This window comes from Nonomuraea roseola (genome assembly GCF_039535395.1).
In the GTDB taxonomy this organism is placed as follows: domain Bacteria; phylum Actinomycetota; class Actinomycetes; order Streptosporangiales; family Streptosporangiaceae; genus Nonomuraea; species Nonomuraea roseola.
On sequence record NZ_BAAAXC010000015.1, the window covers coordinates 5015375 to 5029581 of the forward strand.

The 14207-nt window shown below is 70.5% G+C and carries 14 protein-coding genes and 1 pseudogene; 6 read left to right on the forward strand and 9 right to left on the reverse strand.

The annotated features are described in order from the left end of the window. Positions 1–224: 224 nt before the first annotated feature. The 3 genes and pseudogenes from ABFX55_RS47150 to ABFX55_RS50110 form a co-directional block, all read right to left on the reverse strand. The gene (locus ABFX55_RS47150; protein ID WP_346130486.1) at positions 225–887 is read right to left on the reverse strand and encodes a nuclear transport factor 2 family protein; all 663 of its coding nucleotides are present in this window, start codon (positions 885–887) and stop codon (positions 225–227) included. Then, positions 884–2143, reverse strand: a complete 1260-nt coding sequence (locus tag ABFX55_RS47155) for an NAD(P)H-binding protein (RefSeq protein ID WP_346131465.1) — start codon at positions 2141–2143, stop codon at positions 884–886. The genes ABFX55_RS47150 and ABFX55_RS47155 overlap by 4 nt, the downstream gene beginning before the upstream one ends. Before the next feature lie 10 nt (positions 2144–2153). Beyond that, positions 2154–2207, reverse strand: a pseudogene (locus tag ABFX55_RS50110) (hypothetical protein); the annotation flags it as partial. Between the two features lie 71 nt (positions 2208–2278). On the opposite strand from ABFX55_RS50110, the gene ABFX55_RS47160 reads away from it, so the two are divergent. Next, a complete protein-coding gene (locus ABFX55_RS47160; protein ID WP_346130488.1) occupies positions 2279–3220 on the forward strand; it encodes an AraC family transcriptional regulator in 942 nt (313 codons plus the stop codon). Between the two features lie 38 nt (positions 3221–3258). Further along, complete coding sequence (gene holA / locus ABFX55_RS47165; RefSeq protein ID WP_346130489.1) at positions 3259–4197, forward strand: DNA polymerase III subunit delta; 939 nt, start codon at positions 3259–3261, stop codon at positions 4195–4197. Between the two features lie 4 nt (positions 4198–4201). On the opposite strand, the gene ABFX55_RS47170 is transcribed toward holA, so the two are convergent. After that, positions 4202–4627: a MarR family winged helix-turn-helix transcriptional regulator gene (locus ABFX55_RS47170; protein WP_346130491.1), complete on the reverse strand. Its 426-nt coding sequence runs from the start codon at positions 4625–4627 to the stop codon at positions 4202–4204. Positions 4628–4727: 100 nt separating this feature from the next. Between ABFX55_RS47170 and ABFX55_RS47175 the strand changes: the two genes are divergently transcribed. Next, on the forward strand, positions 4728–5906 hold the full coding sequence (locus ABFX55_RS47175) for an MFS transporter (RefSeq protein WP_346130493.1): 1179 nt from the start codon (positions 4728–4730) through the stop codon (positions 5904–5906). Here ABFX55_RS47175 and ABFX55_RS47180 read toward each other — a convergent pair. The 4 genes from ABFX55_RS47180 to ABFX55_RS47195 form a co-directional block, all read right to left on the reverse strand. Further along, on the reverse strand, positions 5863–6561 hold the full coding sequence (locus tag ABFX55_RS47180; RefSeq protein ID WP_346130495.1) for an ABC transporter ATP-binding protein: 699 nt from the start codon (positions 6559–6561) through the stop codon (positions 5863–5865). The two genes, ABFX55_RS47175 and ABFX55_RS47180, sit on opposite strands and share 44 nt — an antisense overlap. Next, a complete protein-coding gene (locus tag ABFX55_RS47185; RefSeq protein ID WP_346130497.1) occupies positions 6551–7480 on the reverse strand; it encodes an ABC transporter ATP-binding protein in 930 nt (309 codons plus the stop codon). Before ABFX55_RS47185 ends, ABFX55_RS47180 begins: the two co-directional genes overlap by 11 nt. Before the next feature lie 404 nt (positions 7481–7884). Beyond that, the gene (gene rpsT, locus ABFX55_RS47190; protein WP_183657694.1) at positions 7885–8157 is read right to left on the reverse strand and encodes a 30S ribosomal protein S20; all 273 of its coding nucleotides are present in this window, start codon (positions 8155–8157) and stop codon (positions 7885–7887) included. A gap of 169 nt (positions 8158–8326) precedes the next feature. Further along, on the reverse strand, positions 8327–9319 hold the full coding sequence (locus ABFX55_RS47195; RefSeq protein WP_346130499.1) for a glycoside hydrolase family 18 protein: 993 nt from the start codon (positions 9317–9319) through the stop codon (positions 8327–8329). Between the two features lie 55 nt (positions 9320–9374). Between ABFX55_RS47195 and lepA the strand changes: the two genes are divergently transcribed. The 3 genes from lepA (at position 9375) to ABFX55_RS47210 (ending at position 11997) form a co-directional block, all read left to right on the forward strand. Next, positions 9375–11204, forward strand: a complete 1830-nt coding sequence (lepA, locus tag ABFX55_RS47200) for a translation elongation factor 4 (RefSeq protein WP_346130500.1) — start codon at positions 9375–9377, stop codon at positions 11202–11204. Positions 11205–11449: 245 nt separating this feature from the next. Continuing rightward, positions 11450–11638, forward strand: a complete 189-nt coding sequence (locus tag ABFX55_RS47205; protein WP_346130502.1) for an ATP-binding protein — start codon at positions 11450–11452, stop codon at positions 11636–11638. Between the two features lie 71 nt (positions 11639–11709). Then, the gene (locus ABFX55_RS47210; protein ID WP_346130504.1) at positions 11710–11997 is read left to right on the forward strand and encodes a hypothetical protein; all 288 of its coding nucleotides are present in this window, start codon (positions 11710–11712) and stop codon (positions 11995–11997) included. 875 nt (positions 11998–12872) lie between these two features. Here the strand turns inward: ABFX55_RS47210 and ABFX55_RS47215 are convergent. Next, the gene (locus ABFX55_RS47215; protein WP_346130505.1) at positions 12873–14120 is read right to left on the reverse strand and encodes a glycoside hydrolase family 18 protein; all 1248 of its coding nucleotides are present in this window, start codon (positions 14118–14120) and stop codon (positions 12873–12875) included. Between the last annotated feature and the right edge of the window lie 87 nt (positions 14121–14207).

Sequence of the window (14207 nt, forward strand, 5' to 3'; positions counted from 1 at the left end):
GCGTTCGGACACCAGGTCGGCCGGGCGGGGGGCGTCGAAAGACCAGGGTGCGCATGGGCCGAGGGGATGCGCAGGGATGGTTGAGCGAGTGTCTGTTGGATGCCTGATGCGGCGGGTGAGGACTGGCTCCAGATGCGGCCGTCGCGCGGTGGGCTGCGGCTGCCCTCGTGCAGGGGTCGGTGGTCGGTGGCCGCTGCTCTGGCTCAGGCGGGTGGCTGCTCCGATCAAACGTTGGTCCAGGTTTCGTGGAGGTGGGTCCAGCGCAGGCCGTGGGGGGCGGTGGCGTCCCTGACGAGGACCACTGTGGCGCGCCGGACGCTGGGATTCTGGCCTCCGTGGTGTTCCTCGTAGGTGGCGACCAGGAACGACTCCGCCGAAACGACGACCTTCACGTCGCGGATGGCGATCGTGAGGGTGGGGGCGGCGCCGTACGCGGGCTCGATCATGGTCAGCACGCGCGGCAACGGCAGCGCTTCGCCGTCCGGGGTGATGAGGGTGAAGGCGGGCGTGTGCGCGTCGGCGAAGGCGGGGAGGTCGGCGCGCGCGGCGCGTCCGGTGAGCCAGTCTTCGATGACCCGGTGGTGCCGGACGATCTCCGCCCGGCAGGCGTCCGCGTCGGCGAGCGTGAGATCGGGTGGGGAGTCCGGCGGCGTGGACACCGGGGTGGGGCTGGGCGCGGAGGCGGAGGTCGGCGCGGGGTTGGGTGCGGGTGCGGAGGCAGGAGCGGGGTTGGGTGTGGAAGCGGGGGCGGGGTTGGGTGTGGATGCGGGTGTGTGGTCGGGCGTGGTGGCGGAGGTCGGCGGGGAGGTGGGCGCGGGGTTGGGTGTGGAAGTGGGCGTCGGCGTGGGGACGGGGGCGGGTGTGGATTCGGGGGTGGGGGTGGTCATCGGGCGAGCTCCGTCCAGGGCTGGGCGGCGATCCATGTGCTCAGGGGGGTCAGGCTGATCGCGAGGGTCTTCTCGAGGGCGGCCGGGTCGAGGTCGTACAGGTCGTGGCCGTGCTCGGCTACCCAGCGGTACGTCGAGACGACGCCCGCGGCGGTGGTGGCGCCGAGGGCGTGGGTCAGGCCTGCCTCGAACTCGTCGAGGTCCTGGGCGACGTAACGGACGGGGCGGCCCAGGACGGCGGAGAAGGCGGCGGCGAGCTCGGTCCCCGTCACCACGTCCGCACCGCCCAGGTCGACGGCGAACCCCGCACCCGCACCCACGCGAGCGGGCGAGGCCGGCGAGACCCGCTCGACCGGCGAGACCCGCTCGACCGGCGAGACCTGCTCGACCGGCGAGACCTGCTCGACCGGCGAGACCTGCTCGACCGGCGAGACCTGCTCGACCGGCGAGACCTGCTCGACCGGCGAGACCTGCTCGACCGGCGAGACCTGCTCGACCGGCGGGATGAGCGCGACGGGATCGACAGGGGCAACGGACGCGATGGAAGGCGCAGAGGTGAAGTCGGCGGTGGTCGCGCTGCGTGGGAGGGCGGCTGCGGTGAGATCGGCAGCGGGCGAGGCGAGTGTGGGGATGACGGCGGCTGCGCTGGGCGGGGCGAGTGCGGCGGCTGGGGCGAGATCCGCAGTCGGGGTGAGGTCCGGAGTCGGGTTGAGGTCCGCGGTCGGGTCGAGGTCCTCAGCCGGGGCGAGGTCCGCCGTCGGGGCGGTGAGGGCGGCGATGGTGGCTGTGGCGAGGTCGGCGTGGCTGAGCCAGGACACCGGCACGTCGGCCGGCAGCGGATACCGCAGCACCCCCTCGTGCACCAGCGGCCCCGCCACCCAGGGCGCGCACAGGTTGTCGAGGTAGAGGGGCGGCCTGACCGCCACGGTCTCCACCCCGCTCTCCACCAGGACCGACGTCGCGAAGCGGCGCGTCTCAAAGGCGGCCACCGAGGTCGGGACCGACGGCATGCGGTTGGCCGTGTTGTAGACCAGGCGCCGCACCCCCGCCGCGACCGCCGCCTCGGCGATGTTGCGGATGTAGGTCTCGACGACGGAGGGCTCGAAGACCATGGGCAGCACGACGCTCGCGTGCGTCACCCCGTCGAAGGCGGCCCGCACCGCGGAGGCGTCGGCCAGATCCCCGGTGACGGGCGTGACGCCGGGGGGGAAGTCCCGCGCCCGAGCGGGTGAGGCCGCGCACCGCGTGTCCCGAATCGACCAGGCGCCTGGCCACGGCGCCGCCCTGTGCGCCGGTGGCGCCGATGACGAGGATGTTCATGGCAACCGAGCCTGCCCCACCCACCGGCTACGATCCATAAAGCCGAGTCTTCTGAAGTTTAAGGATCGTCCGTGGAAGATCTGCTGAGCGAGCTGCTTGCCCCTCTGCGCCTGCAGGGCGTCTTTCACAGCCGATGGTCGGCGCGGGCGCCGTGGGGGGTGGCGGGGGAGCGGGAGCACTGCGCGCTGATCCACTACGTGCAGGAGGGCGCGTGCACGGTCGAGCTCCCCGAACTGCCCGAGCCCGTACGGCTGAACGCGGGCGACCTGGTCGTCTTCCCGCACGGCACCGCGCACCGCCTGGCCGACAGCCCAGGCAGGCCCACCGTGCCGCTGGCCTCGCTGCTGCCGGACCGGTCGCCGGGGGCGGTGCGCACGGTCGAGATCGCCGGCCCCGGCCCGGCCACGACGATGCTCTGCGGTGGGCTGCACTACGACGACTCGGCCGCGGCCCCGCTCTACAGGGCGCTGCCGCCGGTACTGGTGTTCGACAGAGAGATGCTGGAGCGCCAGCCGTTGCTGTCGGGCACGCTCGACAGGCTGGCGGGGGAGTGGGCGGGTGGTGAGCCCGGCGCGGTGCTGGTGGCGTTGAGGGCTTTCGAGCTGGTCTTCGTGCTGGCGTTGCGGGTGGCGCTCGCCGATCTCGACACCCCAGTGCTGCAGGCTCTGCGCCATCCCGGCATCAGCAGGGCGCTGTTGGCCGTCCACACGAGGTTCGGTGAGCAGTGGACGCTGGAGTCGCTGGCGGAGGAGGCAGGGCTGTCGCGGTCGGCCTTCGCGGCCTGCTTCAGGGAGCTGGTCGGGGAGGCGCCGATGCGGCACCTGACCGCGCGCAGGATGCAGGAGGCGGCGCGGCTGCTGAAGGAGTCGACGCTGGCGCACGGGCGCATCGCCGAGCGCGTCGGCTACCGCTCCGGCGTGGGATTCCACCTGGCCTTCCGCCAGTGGTGCGGGATGACGCCTGGGGAGTACAGGCGGCTGGGTCTCCGGCGGGGCGGACCCGCAGTAGCGTGATGCGGCGGCGGTACGAGAGAGCCAGGAGAATGTGAAGCATGGTGACGTTGGTCGTCGGGGACGAAGAGCTGCTCGCCGAGCGCGCGGTCGGCGCGGTCGTGGCCGCCGCGAAGGCGCGCGACGCGGGCGCGGAGGTGCACGACCTGGTCGGTTCCAAGGTCGAGACCGGCGAGCTGACCAGGCTGACCTCGCCTTCGCTGTTCGGCGACACGTCCGTGGTGGTGATCAGGTCCGCGCAGGACCTGTCGAAGGACGTCATCGCCGAGGTCGTCGGCTACGCGAAGGCCCCCGCTGACGACACCGTGCTCGTGCTGGTGCATCCGGGCGGCGTCAAGGGCAAGGCGCTGATCGACGGCATCAAGAAGACCAGGGCCGACGTGGTCACCGTCACCAAGCTCACCAAGCCCGCCGAGCGCCTCGAGTTCATCAGGGGCGAGATCAGGCGGGCGGGCCGCACCATCACGGGCGACGCGGCGCAGGCGCTCCTCGACGCCGTCGGCAACGACCTGCGCGAGCTGGCGGCGGCCTGCGGGCAGCTGGCCTTCGACACCGAGGGCAAGAGCATCGACCTCGACGCCGTCTCCCGCTACCACAAGGGCAGGGCCGAGGTCAGCGGGTTCACGGTGGCCGACGCCGCGGTCGAGGGGCGTCTGGCCGACGCGCTGGAGCAGCTGCGCTGGGCGCTGAGCACGGGGGTGGCGTCGGTGCTGCTGGTCAGCGCGCTGGCCCGGTCCCTGCGGTCGCTGGCCAAGGTCGGCGGCGCAGGGCGCAACGTCCAGCCCGCACAGCTCGGCATGGCACCCTGGCAGATCAACAACGCCAAGCGGCAGCTCCGAGGGTGGGGGCCTGAGGGCCTGTCCGCGGCGCTGCGCGCGGTCGCGATCGCCGACGAGCAGGTCAAGGGGGGCGGCGCGGACCCCGCCTACGCCCTCGAGCATGCCGTCCAGACGATCGTCGCCAGCAGGAACGGCACGTAGGCCGTCAGGTTCTGGCCTCGACGCTGATCAGCATCCGCTTGAGCAGCTCGTCGAGCGTCTCCCGCTCCTCGGGGGCCAAAACCGTCAGCATCTCCGCCTCGGCGGTGGCCCTGACGGCCATCGCCGCCGCCCATAGCTCGTGGCCCTTGTCCGTGAGCTCCACGTCGACCCTGCGCCTGTCCTCCTCGCTGCGGACGCGGCGCACCAGCCCTGCCTTCTCCAGGGTGTCGATGCGGCCCGTCATCCCCGCGGGCGACAGCATCAGCTCGCCCGCCAGCTCCGAGGGGGTGGCCTGGCGCGAGGACCGGGAGACGAGCCTGTGCAGGGTCTCGAACTCGAAGTCCTGGATCCCGACCGCGGCGAGGGCCGCCTCTTTGGCCTGACGGACATGTTTCACCAGCAGCTGCATGCGCGTGATGATCGCCTCCACCCGCTCGTCGTAGGGCGCCTTGCCGCGCCAGCGTGCCAGATGCGTGTCGACAGAATCGTACGTTGACGAAATATCAGCTGGCGAATTATTATCCGGAGCCATGCTGACCAGACTAGTGATCGGCCGCGCTCTGTCGGCGCTGGCGACGGCGCTCATCCCCACCACGCTGACGCTCGTCGTGCTCATGGGTAGCGGCGACGCCGCCGACCTCGGCATCGTGCTGGCCTGCGAGCTGGTGCCGATGCTGGTGCTGCTGCCGTTCGGCGGGGTGGTGGCCGACCGCTTCCCACCCGAACGCGTGGTGCTGCTCGCCGACCTGACCAGGTGTGCGGCACAGGCGGCGATCGGCGTGGAGTTGCTGCTCGGGGTGGAGCGGATCGCCGACCTGGCCGTGCTGGCGGCGGTCACGGGCGCGGCGGCCGCGTTCGGGACGCCTGCCGTACCGAGGCTGGTGGCCGCGACCGTCGAGGGAGCGGCCAGGCTGCGCGCCAACGCGCGGATCGGCCTGGCCACCAGCCTGTCCGCCGTGGGCGCGCCCGCCATCGCGGGCGCGCTGGTCCTCGGGGTCGGGCCAGGCTGGGCGTCGCTGTTCACCGCGGTCCTCTTCGCGGCCTCCGCGTTCACTCTCGGCGGCGTTCGTACGGCGAGAGCCGCCGCCCCCACGGGCGCGCACTCGCTGTTCAGCGGCTGGCGGGAGATCAGGCAGCGCCCCTGGTTCCTGGTCAGCGTCATGGGCCACGGCGTCTGGCACCTCTGCGCCGGACTGTTCCTCACGCTCGGCCCGCTGATCACCGTCAGGAGCGGGGAGGCGATGTGGGTGATCATCGTGCAGTGCGGCACGGTCGGCATGCTCGCCGGCGTCTTCGCCGCCCCTCGCCTGCCCATCCGCCGCCGCCCGCTGGCCGGGTGCGCGGTGGGCGCCTCGCTCTACGCCGCTCCGCTGGCGGCGCTGGCCGTACCGCTGAACGGGTGGGCGGTGGCCGTGGCGTACGCCGTGGCGATGTTCGGTCTCGGCCTGCTCGTCCCCCTGTGGGAGACCGTCGTCGCCGACCGGATCCCGGTGGAGGCGCTGGGCAGGGTGCGCTCGTTCGACTCACTGATCTCCTTCGCCGCCAGGCCGCTCGGCCTGGCCGTCGCCGCCCCGCTGGCCGGGTGGGCGGGTACGGCGCCGCCGCTGTGGATCGCCGCGGTCGCGGTGGCCGCGGCGAGTCTCAGCGTGCTGGGCGTGCGGGAGGTCAGGAGTCCTGCAGCGCCGCCTCTCGCAGCGCCCCGTCGCTGATCTCCAGGACCCTGTCGGCCAGCGTGATCAGGCTCTGGTCGTGGGTGGCCACCAGCGCGGTGACGCCCTCGCTGCGCACCAGCGCCCTGATCAGCTGCATGATCTGGCGGCCGGTCTGCGAGTCGAGCTGGCCCGTCGGCTCGTCGGCGACCAGCAGGCGCGGCCTGTTGGCCAGCGACCTGGCGATCGCCACGCGCTGGCGCTGACCGCCGGACAGCTCGTAGGGACGCTGGTTGACGTGCTGCTCCAGGCCGACCAGCGACAACAGCATGCGCACCCGCTTCTCCCGCTCCTCCACGGGCGTGCGGGCCAGGCGCATCGGCACGCCGACGTTCTCGGCCGCCGACAGGACGGGGATCAGGCCGAAGGACTGGAAGACGAAGCCCACCACGTCGCGGCGCAGCGCCAGCAGCGCCTCCTCCGGCAGCGAGGTGACCTCCTGGCCCGCCACCACCACCCGGCCCGCGTCCGGCCTGTCCAGCCCGCCGATCTGGTTGAGCAGCGTGGTCTTGCCCGAACCCGAGCGGCCGCGGATCGCGACCAGCTCGCCCGGGTAGGCCTCGAAGGAGACCTCGCGCAGCGCGACGACCTCCTTGGGCCCGGTCCTGTAGACCTTGCGCAGGCCCTCCACGACGACCAGGGGCTCACTGCTCATCAGGGGACTCCTCACGGGACGGCCACACGCCGATGTGGTCGGACTCGAGCTCGAGGCGCACCCTGCGCTCCATGTCGAGGGCGTTCATGAAGTCGCGCGGCAGCTGCAGGCGGCCGACGCGGTCGAGCACGGCGTACTCCTCGGCGATGATCTCGCCCTCGGCGCCCTCCCTGCGCAGCGTCTCGCTGCTGGTGCGGCCGTCACGGATGCCGACGGTACGGTCGACCTGCTCGGAGACCAGCGCGTCGTGCGTCACGATGACCACGGTGACGCCCAGCTCGCGGTTGGCCCTGCGCAGCGCCTCGAAAACCTCCTCGGAGGTGTCGCTGTCGAGCTCACCCGTCGGCTCGTCGGCCAGGATGAGCTGGGGGGAGTTGGCCAGCGCCACGGCGATCGCCACACGCTGCTGCTCACCGCCCGACATCTCCGACGGCTTCCTGTCCGCGCAGTAGTCGACGCCGAGCAGCGTCAGCAGCTCCATCGCGCGGTTCCTGCGGTTCCTGCCCGCCAGCCTCATGGGCAGCTCGACGTTCTCCCTGGCGGTCAGGTAGGAGAGCAGGTTGCGCGCGGTCTGCTGCCAGATGAAGCCGACCACCTCGCGGCGGTAGCGCAGCCGGTCCTTGGCCGTCATCGACAGCAGGTCCATGCCCGCCACCCTGGCCAGGCCCGCGGTCGGGACGTCGAGACCGGACAGCACGTTGAGCAGGGTGGACTTGCCCGAGCCTGAGGCGCCGACGATGGCGATCAGCTCGCCCTTCTGGATGAGCAGGTCGAGTCCCTGGAGCGCGACGACCTCGACCCCCTCGGTCTTGTAGATACGGACGAGGTTGTCGCAGACGATGTGCGCGTCACCGCCGAAGGCGGCCCGTTCGCGCGTGGCCTGCGCCTCCAGGTCGGAAAGGGTGGGGGTGTTCGTCACTGGTCACCTACTCGAAGGGCGGAGCCGAGGCTGCGCCGACGGCCGATGGCGGTGGGCGCGTAGGCACCGAGCAGGGAGACCGCGGTGCGGCCCGGCGTACGCAGGATCGCCAGGGCTCCCGTCCGCTTCGAGCAGGGTGATCGTCAGCGGCGCGCTCGTCGGCCGGGTGTTCGATGACCAGCGGAACGCGCCTCCGCATATCGCCCGCCCCTTCCGCGCTCCCCGTTGATGTGAACCTTTGGGGATGAAAGGGGTGGCGGGCAAGCCGATCTTCTCAACGGTGACACAGCCGATACGCTGGAGTGATGTCGAAACTGTGACAGTTTCCCGATGAAATCCGGATATCTGACTGAGCGCACACGAAAACGCCGCACTCCGTTATGGAGTGCGGCGCTTGTTGCGTACTACTTGGCTACCTGCAGCGCGGCGGCGCGCGCGGCGATCGCCGACTTGCGGTTGGCGGCCTGGTTCTTGTGGATGACGCCCTTGCTCGCGGCCTTGTCGAGCTGGCGGGCGGCGACACGCTGCAGCGCCACGGCCTCGTCGACGTTGCCCTGGTCGGCGGCCTCGCGGAACTTGCGGATCGCCGTCTTCAGGGAAGACTTGACAGCCTTGTTGCGCAGACGAGCCTTCTCGTTCTGCTTGTTGCGCTTGATCTGGGACTTGATGTTCGCCACGAAGAAGCCTCGGTGAAGGTCAGAAATCGGATGGGGCGCGCGGGCTCGATGAGAGGGCGCGCCACACGCAGTTGAACAGGTTACCAATAATCGAGGTCACCTCTCAAATCGGCGACCTCGCGGCACCAGCATACGGGGTGTCGCGCCGGATCGGACCGTGTCGCCGCGTTCACTTCGCCATCCAGTGATCGGTGTATTCCTTCCAGTCCTCCTCCGTCGCGGCGAAGTCGACGTAGAGCGCCAGGCCGAAGCGGTCGCGCGCGCCGTGCGAGGACAGGCCGAGCCTGGCCCCCTCCGCGGCCTTGGCGACGCTCTCGGAGTCGTCGAGGAAGGGCACGGCGTGGTCGTGGTAGGCGGGAGCGCCCATGAAGATCGCCGTCTTGGCGGGCGCGAGGTCGAGGGCGAGGCTCGCCTGCCGCGCGACATGGCCGCCGTAGAGCGACTCCATCAGCAGGAAGGAGTCGTAGGTCATGATCGCCACCTGGTCGGTACGCTCCGCGACCTGCCGGAAGAAGCCGTGCGACCAGTACTTGTCGTGGCCGAGCGTGGCACGGGCGGCCAGGCGCATGAGCGGGTAGGGCTCGATCTGCGGGGTCGACACCGACAGGAGCCTGGTCAGCGGGCGGGTGCGCTCGAGCAGCTCGAGGAAGTCGGCGTCGCCGTCGCCGATGGGCTCGAAGTTGTAGTGGATCCCGTCGAAGCCGAGATCCATGATGTGCTTCGCGCCCGCGAGCACCCGGTCGCGGGCGGCGGGGTCGTCGAGGTCGAGACCGTTCTTGACGGCCTGTCCGAGCCAGGCGGAGACGCGGACCCCTGGAAGGTGCTCCTTCCACCATTTCAGGAAGTTTCCGGCGTTAGGGTGCTTCGCGGGGTCGAGGGCGCCGTCCCATTCGAAGGGGCCCGCGTGGACGAAGACGTCCTTGACGCCGGTGGCGCGCAGCCGTACGGCCATCCTCTCGACGTCCTGCTCGGTGCGGCGGCCGTCGACCCACGCGTGGCCCAGCCACAGGGCGTCGTTACCCGTGCTCTTCGCCCAAGCCTCCGGCGCCCCGGTAAACTGGAGACGGAACGCGACTGCCACCACGACGGCGAGCGCGACCAGGACGGCTAAAGCCAGCGCGAGAACGCGCAGGCAGCGGCGGATGACGGTTCGGGCAATCACCCGGGCATGTCACCATGAAAGACGCTTGACCTCAACCCTGTCGAAACGGACTTCGGTGCGCACTCAGCCTGGCCAGACCGACCCCGCGTTGATCCGCAACTTCTGCATCATCGCGCACATCGACCACGGCAAGTCCACGCTTGCCGACCGGATGCTGCAGATCACCGGCGTGGTCGACGATCGCTCCATGCGTGCGCAGTACCTCGACAGGATGGACATCGAGCGCGAACGCGGCATCACCATCAAGTCGCAGGCCGTACGCCTGCCGTGGGACGGCCATGTCCTCAACATGATCGACACGCCGGGGCACGTCGACTTCACCTACGAGGTCTCGCGCTCCCTCCAGGCGTGCGAGGGCGCGATCCTGCTGGTCGACGCCGCCCAGGGCATCGAGGCGCAGACGCTGGCCAACCTCTATCTGGCCATGAACAACGACCTGCACATCATCCCGGTGCTCAACAAGATCGACCTGCCCGCCGCCCAGCCGGAGAAGTTCGCCGAGGAGCTCGCAGGGCTCATCGGCTGCGACCCCTCCGACGTGCTTCGCGTCTCGGGCAAGACGGGCGTCGGGGTGAAGGAACTGCTCGACCACGTCGTGCAGACCGTGCCGGCCCCCGTGGGCGACGCCGACGCGGCGGCCCGCGCGCTGATCTTCGACTCGGTCTACGACACCTACAGGGGCGTCGTCACCTACGTCAGGGTCGTCGACGGCCACCTCGGCAAGCGCGAGCGCATCACCATGATGTCCACGCAGGCCACCCACGAGACGCTCGAGATCGGCGTGATCTCGCCCGAGCCGAAGGTCGCGGACAAGGGGCTGGGCGTCGGCGAGGTCGGATACCTCATCACCGGCGTGAAGGACGTGCGCCAGTCGCGCGTCGGCGACACCGTCACCTCGGCCGCGCACGGCGCCACCGAGATGCTGGCCGGGTACGACCACCCCAGGCCGATGGTGTTCTCCGGGCTCTACCCGATCGACGGCGACGAGTATCCCGAGCTGCGCGAGGCGCTCGACAAGCTGCAGCTCAACGACGCCTCCCTGGTCTACGAGCCCGAGACCTCCGCCGCGCTCGGCTTCGGCTTCCGCGTGGGCTTCCTCGGCCTGCTGCACATGGAGATCATCCGTGAGCGGCTGGAGCGGGAGTTCGGCCTGTCGCTGATCTCCACCGCGCCGAACGTGGTCTACCGGGTCGTCATGGAGGACGGCAAGGAGCTGACCGTCACCAACCCGTCGGAGTTCCCGACCGGTGGCAAGATCGCGCAGGTCTTCGAGCCCGTCACCAAGTCCACGATCCTCGCGCCCTCCGAGTTCATCGGCGCGATCATGGAGATCTGCCAGGGCAGGCGCGGCCAGCTCCAGGGCATGGACTACCTGTCGGAGGACCGCGTCGAGATCCGCTACACGCTGCCGCTCGGCGAGATCATCTTCGACTTCTTCGACCAGCTGAAGTCGCGCACGCGCGGCTACGCCTCCCTCGACTACGAGCCCGCGGGCGAGCTGGAGTCCGAGCTGGTCAAGGTCGACATCCTGCTGCAGGGCGAGCCCGTCGACGCCTTCAGCGCGATCGTGCACAAGGACAAGGCCTACGGCTACGGCGTCGAGATGGCCAAGAAGCTGCGCGAGCTGATCCCGAGGCAGCAGTTCGAGGTGCCGATCCAGGCGGCGATCGGCGCGCGGGTGATCGCCCGCGAGAACATCAGGGCCATCCGCAAGGACGTGCTCGCCAAGTGCTACGGCGGTGACATCTCCCGTAAGCGGAAGCTGCTGGAGAAGCAGAAGGAAGGCAAGAAGCGGATGAAGATGGTCGGGCGCGTGGAGGTGCCGCAGGAGGCCTTCGTCGCCGCACTGTCGACCGAGTCCGGCACCGACAAGCCGAAGAAGTAACACCGGCCGCCCCAAGGTCCGGCGCTCGGGTCGAGCGCCGGACCTTTCGTGTCAGGAGCAGGTGATCTCGGGCAGCTCGCCGAGCTTCACCTCGGGCGTCGAAGGCGGCTCGGGCGGCGTCGGACGGGTGGGGCGCGCGGTCCCCTTCGGCAGGAGGTGCTCGCAGGACTACACCGCCGTCCTGAGCCTGTCCGAGAACGGGTCGACGCCTTCGCCCCCACGGTGCGGGTGGCCAACTCGGGCCCGTGGTCCCTCCGGCGCGGGTGGACGCCCTCTTCCAGCCGTTCCTCCGCGTGGAGGCGACCAGAACGAGCGACGACGGCGGCCTCGGGCTGGGTCTGTCCATCGTCTCCGCCATCGCCACCGCCCACGACGCGGACCTCCACGCCACGGCCCTTCCCCTCGGCGGTCTGGACGTCCGGGTCGCCTTCTGAACGGTCCCCGATTTTGTCGGTGCCGTGCCGTAGCTTCTCGGATCGAACAGGTGTCCGATTGTGGAGGTGGCATGGACGGCGACAGCGTCGAATCCGAGCGGTTCGTCAAGGCCGCCCTGCTGGGAGTGGCGGTGGCCGAGGAGACCCGTCGGCTGCTGCGGCTGCACTTCTCCCCGGCCGAGGTGGGGGCCGACGGCAGGGTGCACGTCGAGGTGCCGTATCCGGACTCCGCAGTGGTGGAGACGGTCTTGGAGGTGGCGGCAGAGTGCTTCGGCCAGACCCACCAGGACGCGCTCGACAGCTTGTTACAACTGGCGGGTTTCGACGACGACTCCCTCCTGAATCGCCCAGCCTGCTGAGAGCCGCCCAGCTTGCTGAGAGCCGCCCAGCCTGCTGAGAGCCGCTCAGCCTGCTGAGGACGCCCGGCCTGCTGAGGACGCCCGCTGAGCGGCTTCACCGGTCGTCCGGAGCCCGGAGGGGCTGTGCGGCGCGACCGGTCGGGAGCGGAGATCTCCGCCTGCGGAGGAGCGGGGCAGGGCACCGCGCACCCCGGGGATCGCTTCCTGAGCGCGACAATTCGTTCGCTTGGGGCCGGATGCTCGGAGCGCCCGGGGTCGGGAGGCGGCGTCGAGACGGCTCTCCGCGTGGACAGGCCCGGGGTGGTGTCGCGGGGACGGGGCGAACCCTGCCACCGTCCCCGCGAGTCGAGGGCCCCTCTCCGAAACCGGGAAGCCTGACCTTCGACCAAGGAGGGCGCGGTCTCCCAATGCTTGGCGCCCAACTTCCGTGTGACGGAGGGTCGGTCTCCCGGAAAGCTGGGGGTCTGGTTTTCGTGTGATGGAGGGCCCGGTTTCCGGGAAGGCTTGGCGCCTGGCCTTTGAGTGATGGAGGCCGGTCTTGCCGGAAGGCTCGGAGTCCGGCTTGCGAGCGAATGCCCAATCTCCCCGGAAGGCTCAGCGCCTGGTCTCCGAGCGACGGAGGGCCGGGCCTTCCGGTAGGCGGGGCGTCTCGTCTCCGGGTTCGGGCTCCCTTCGGATCTGCGGAAGGGAGCCTGGCCTTCCGTGAGGGTGGAGGTTCTCGGTCCCGGTCCCGGTCCCGGCCTCGGGAGGGGCCGGGGGGAAGGTGGTTGCGGGTCGTCGGGGAGGCGGAAGCCGGGGTGTTCCAGGGAGGCCGAGTCGCGAGGTCTCGGAGGCGGCTCTCCGAAGGGCCTCAGGCAGCTCGGCCTTCCGAGCGGTCAGCGGAGGATGCGGTACAGGGCGGAGGTGAGGGAGGCCTTGGCGTCGTCCTGGTCGATGGACCACATCATGGAGCCGCCCAGCCCCTTGAGCCTGATGTAGGCCGCCTTCTGCGCCATCACCGCCGGATCGTCGTAGGACCAGAACTCGTTGCCGTCATACAGCCACATCGTCCCGGTCCGCAGGTCGCGGTAGCGCTTGCCCGGCTTGTTCACCAGGTCCTTGTAGTCCTCCGAGCCCGCGGCCCACCTGCCAGGCGCCGGTCCCGTGGCCGGTTGGTAGAGACCGTCGCCGCCTGCCGTCACGCCGGTCCAGCCCTGGCCGTACGCGGGGACGCCGACCACGATCTTGCGGGCGGGGGCGCCGCGGGTCAGGTAGTCGCGCACGGTCTGGTCGACGCTGTAGCGCACCGGGTTGGGGTCGCGCCTGTCGGTGAGCAGGTTGCCGTTGTGCCCGGTCCGCAGCTCCCACGAGCCGTGCAGGTCGTAGCCCTGGATGGTGGCGAAGTCGAGCTGCCTGAAGACCTGTCGTACGTCGAAGCCCGCGTCGATCTTCGCGGCGGCGGCGGGGAGGAAGGCGGTCAGCTCGGCCGTACGGGAGTGGGCCCTCATCCGGGAGCGCAGCTCCGACAGGAAGAGGGTGAAGTTCTGCCTGTCCTCGGGCCTGATGACGTTGCCGGGGGCGCCCTCGGAGCCCGGCCACTCCCAGTCGAGGTCGAGGCCGTCGAAGACGCCCTCGCCCGCGCCTGCCTCCAGTCCCGGCAGGTTGCCCTTCAGCCACATGTCGACGCACGAGGCGGCCAGCTTGGCGCGCGCCTCGGGGGTGAGCACGGCGTCGGAGAAGTGGCGGGAGCCCGTCCAGCCGCCGAGCGAGAGGAGCACGCGCAGTCCCGGGTGCTTCTCCTTGAGCTTGCGGAGCTGGTTGAGGTTGCCGTTGAGCGCCTGGCCCGGCGCGTCGGCGACGCCGTCCACGCTCTGCTCGGCAGGGACGGGACGCTGCCAGTCAGCCCACGGGTCGGCCGAGACGCAGGTGCCGTCGGCGCCGACGAAGCCGAAGGCGTAGTTGATGTGGGTCAGCTTGGCGGCGGCGCCGCTGGTGTCCATGTCCTTGACGTGGAAGTTCCTGCCGTAGATCCCCCACTGGATGAAGTAGGCGACCCGCTTGAAACCGCCGCCGGCCTCGGCAGGGAGAGCGGTGGCGGTGAGTGTCAGGACCAAGACCGAGAGGGCGATGAGGGCTTTCTTCACGGGCGTCTCCCGAGGCGCAACTTATAGGAAACTTTCCTTTAAGTTCACCGGATCGTAGGCCCGGTCGATCGGCGCGTCAATGGTGGT

What these genes read in the sequence shown, in the direction of transcription:
- holA (WP_346130489.1), top strand. Translation starts at nt 3,259, where the DNA reads ATGGTGACGTTGGTCGTCGGGGACGAAGAGCTGCTCGCCGAGCGCGCG.
- ABFX55_RS47180 (WP_346130495.1), bottom strand. Translation starts at nt 6,561, where the DNA reads ATGAGCAGTGAGCCCCTGGTCGTCGTGGAGGGCCTGCGCAAGGTCTAC.
- ABFX55_RS47150 (WP_346130486.1), bottom strand. Translation starts at nt 887, where the DNA reads ATGACCACCCCCACCCCCGAATCCACACCCGCCCCCGTCCCCACGCCG.
- ABFX55_RS47175 (WP_346130493.1), top strand. Translation starts at nt 4,728, where the DNA reads ATGCTGACCAGACTAGTGATCGGCCGCGCTCTGTCGGCGCTGGCGACG.
- ABFX55_RS47210 (WP_346130504.1), top strand. Translation starts at nt 11,710, where the DNA reads ATGGACGGCGACAGCGTCGAATCCGAGCGGTTCGTCAAGGCCGCCCTG.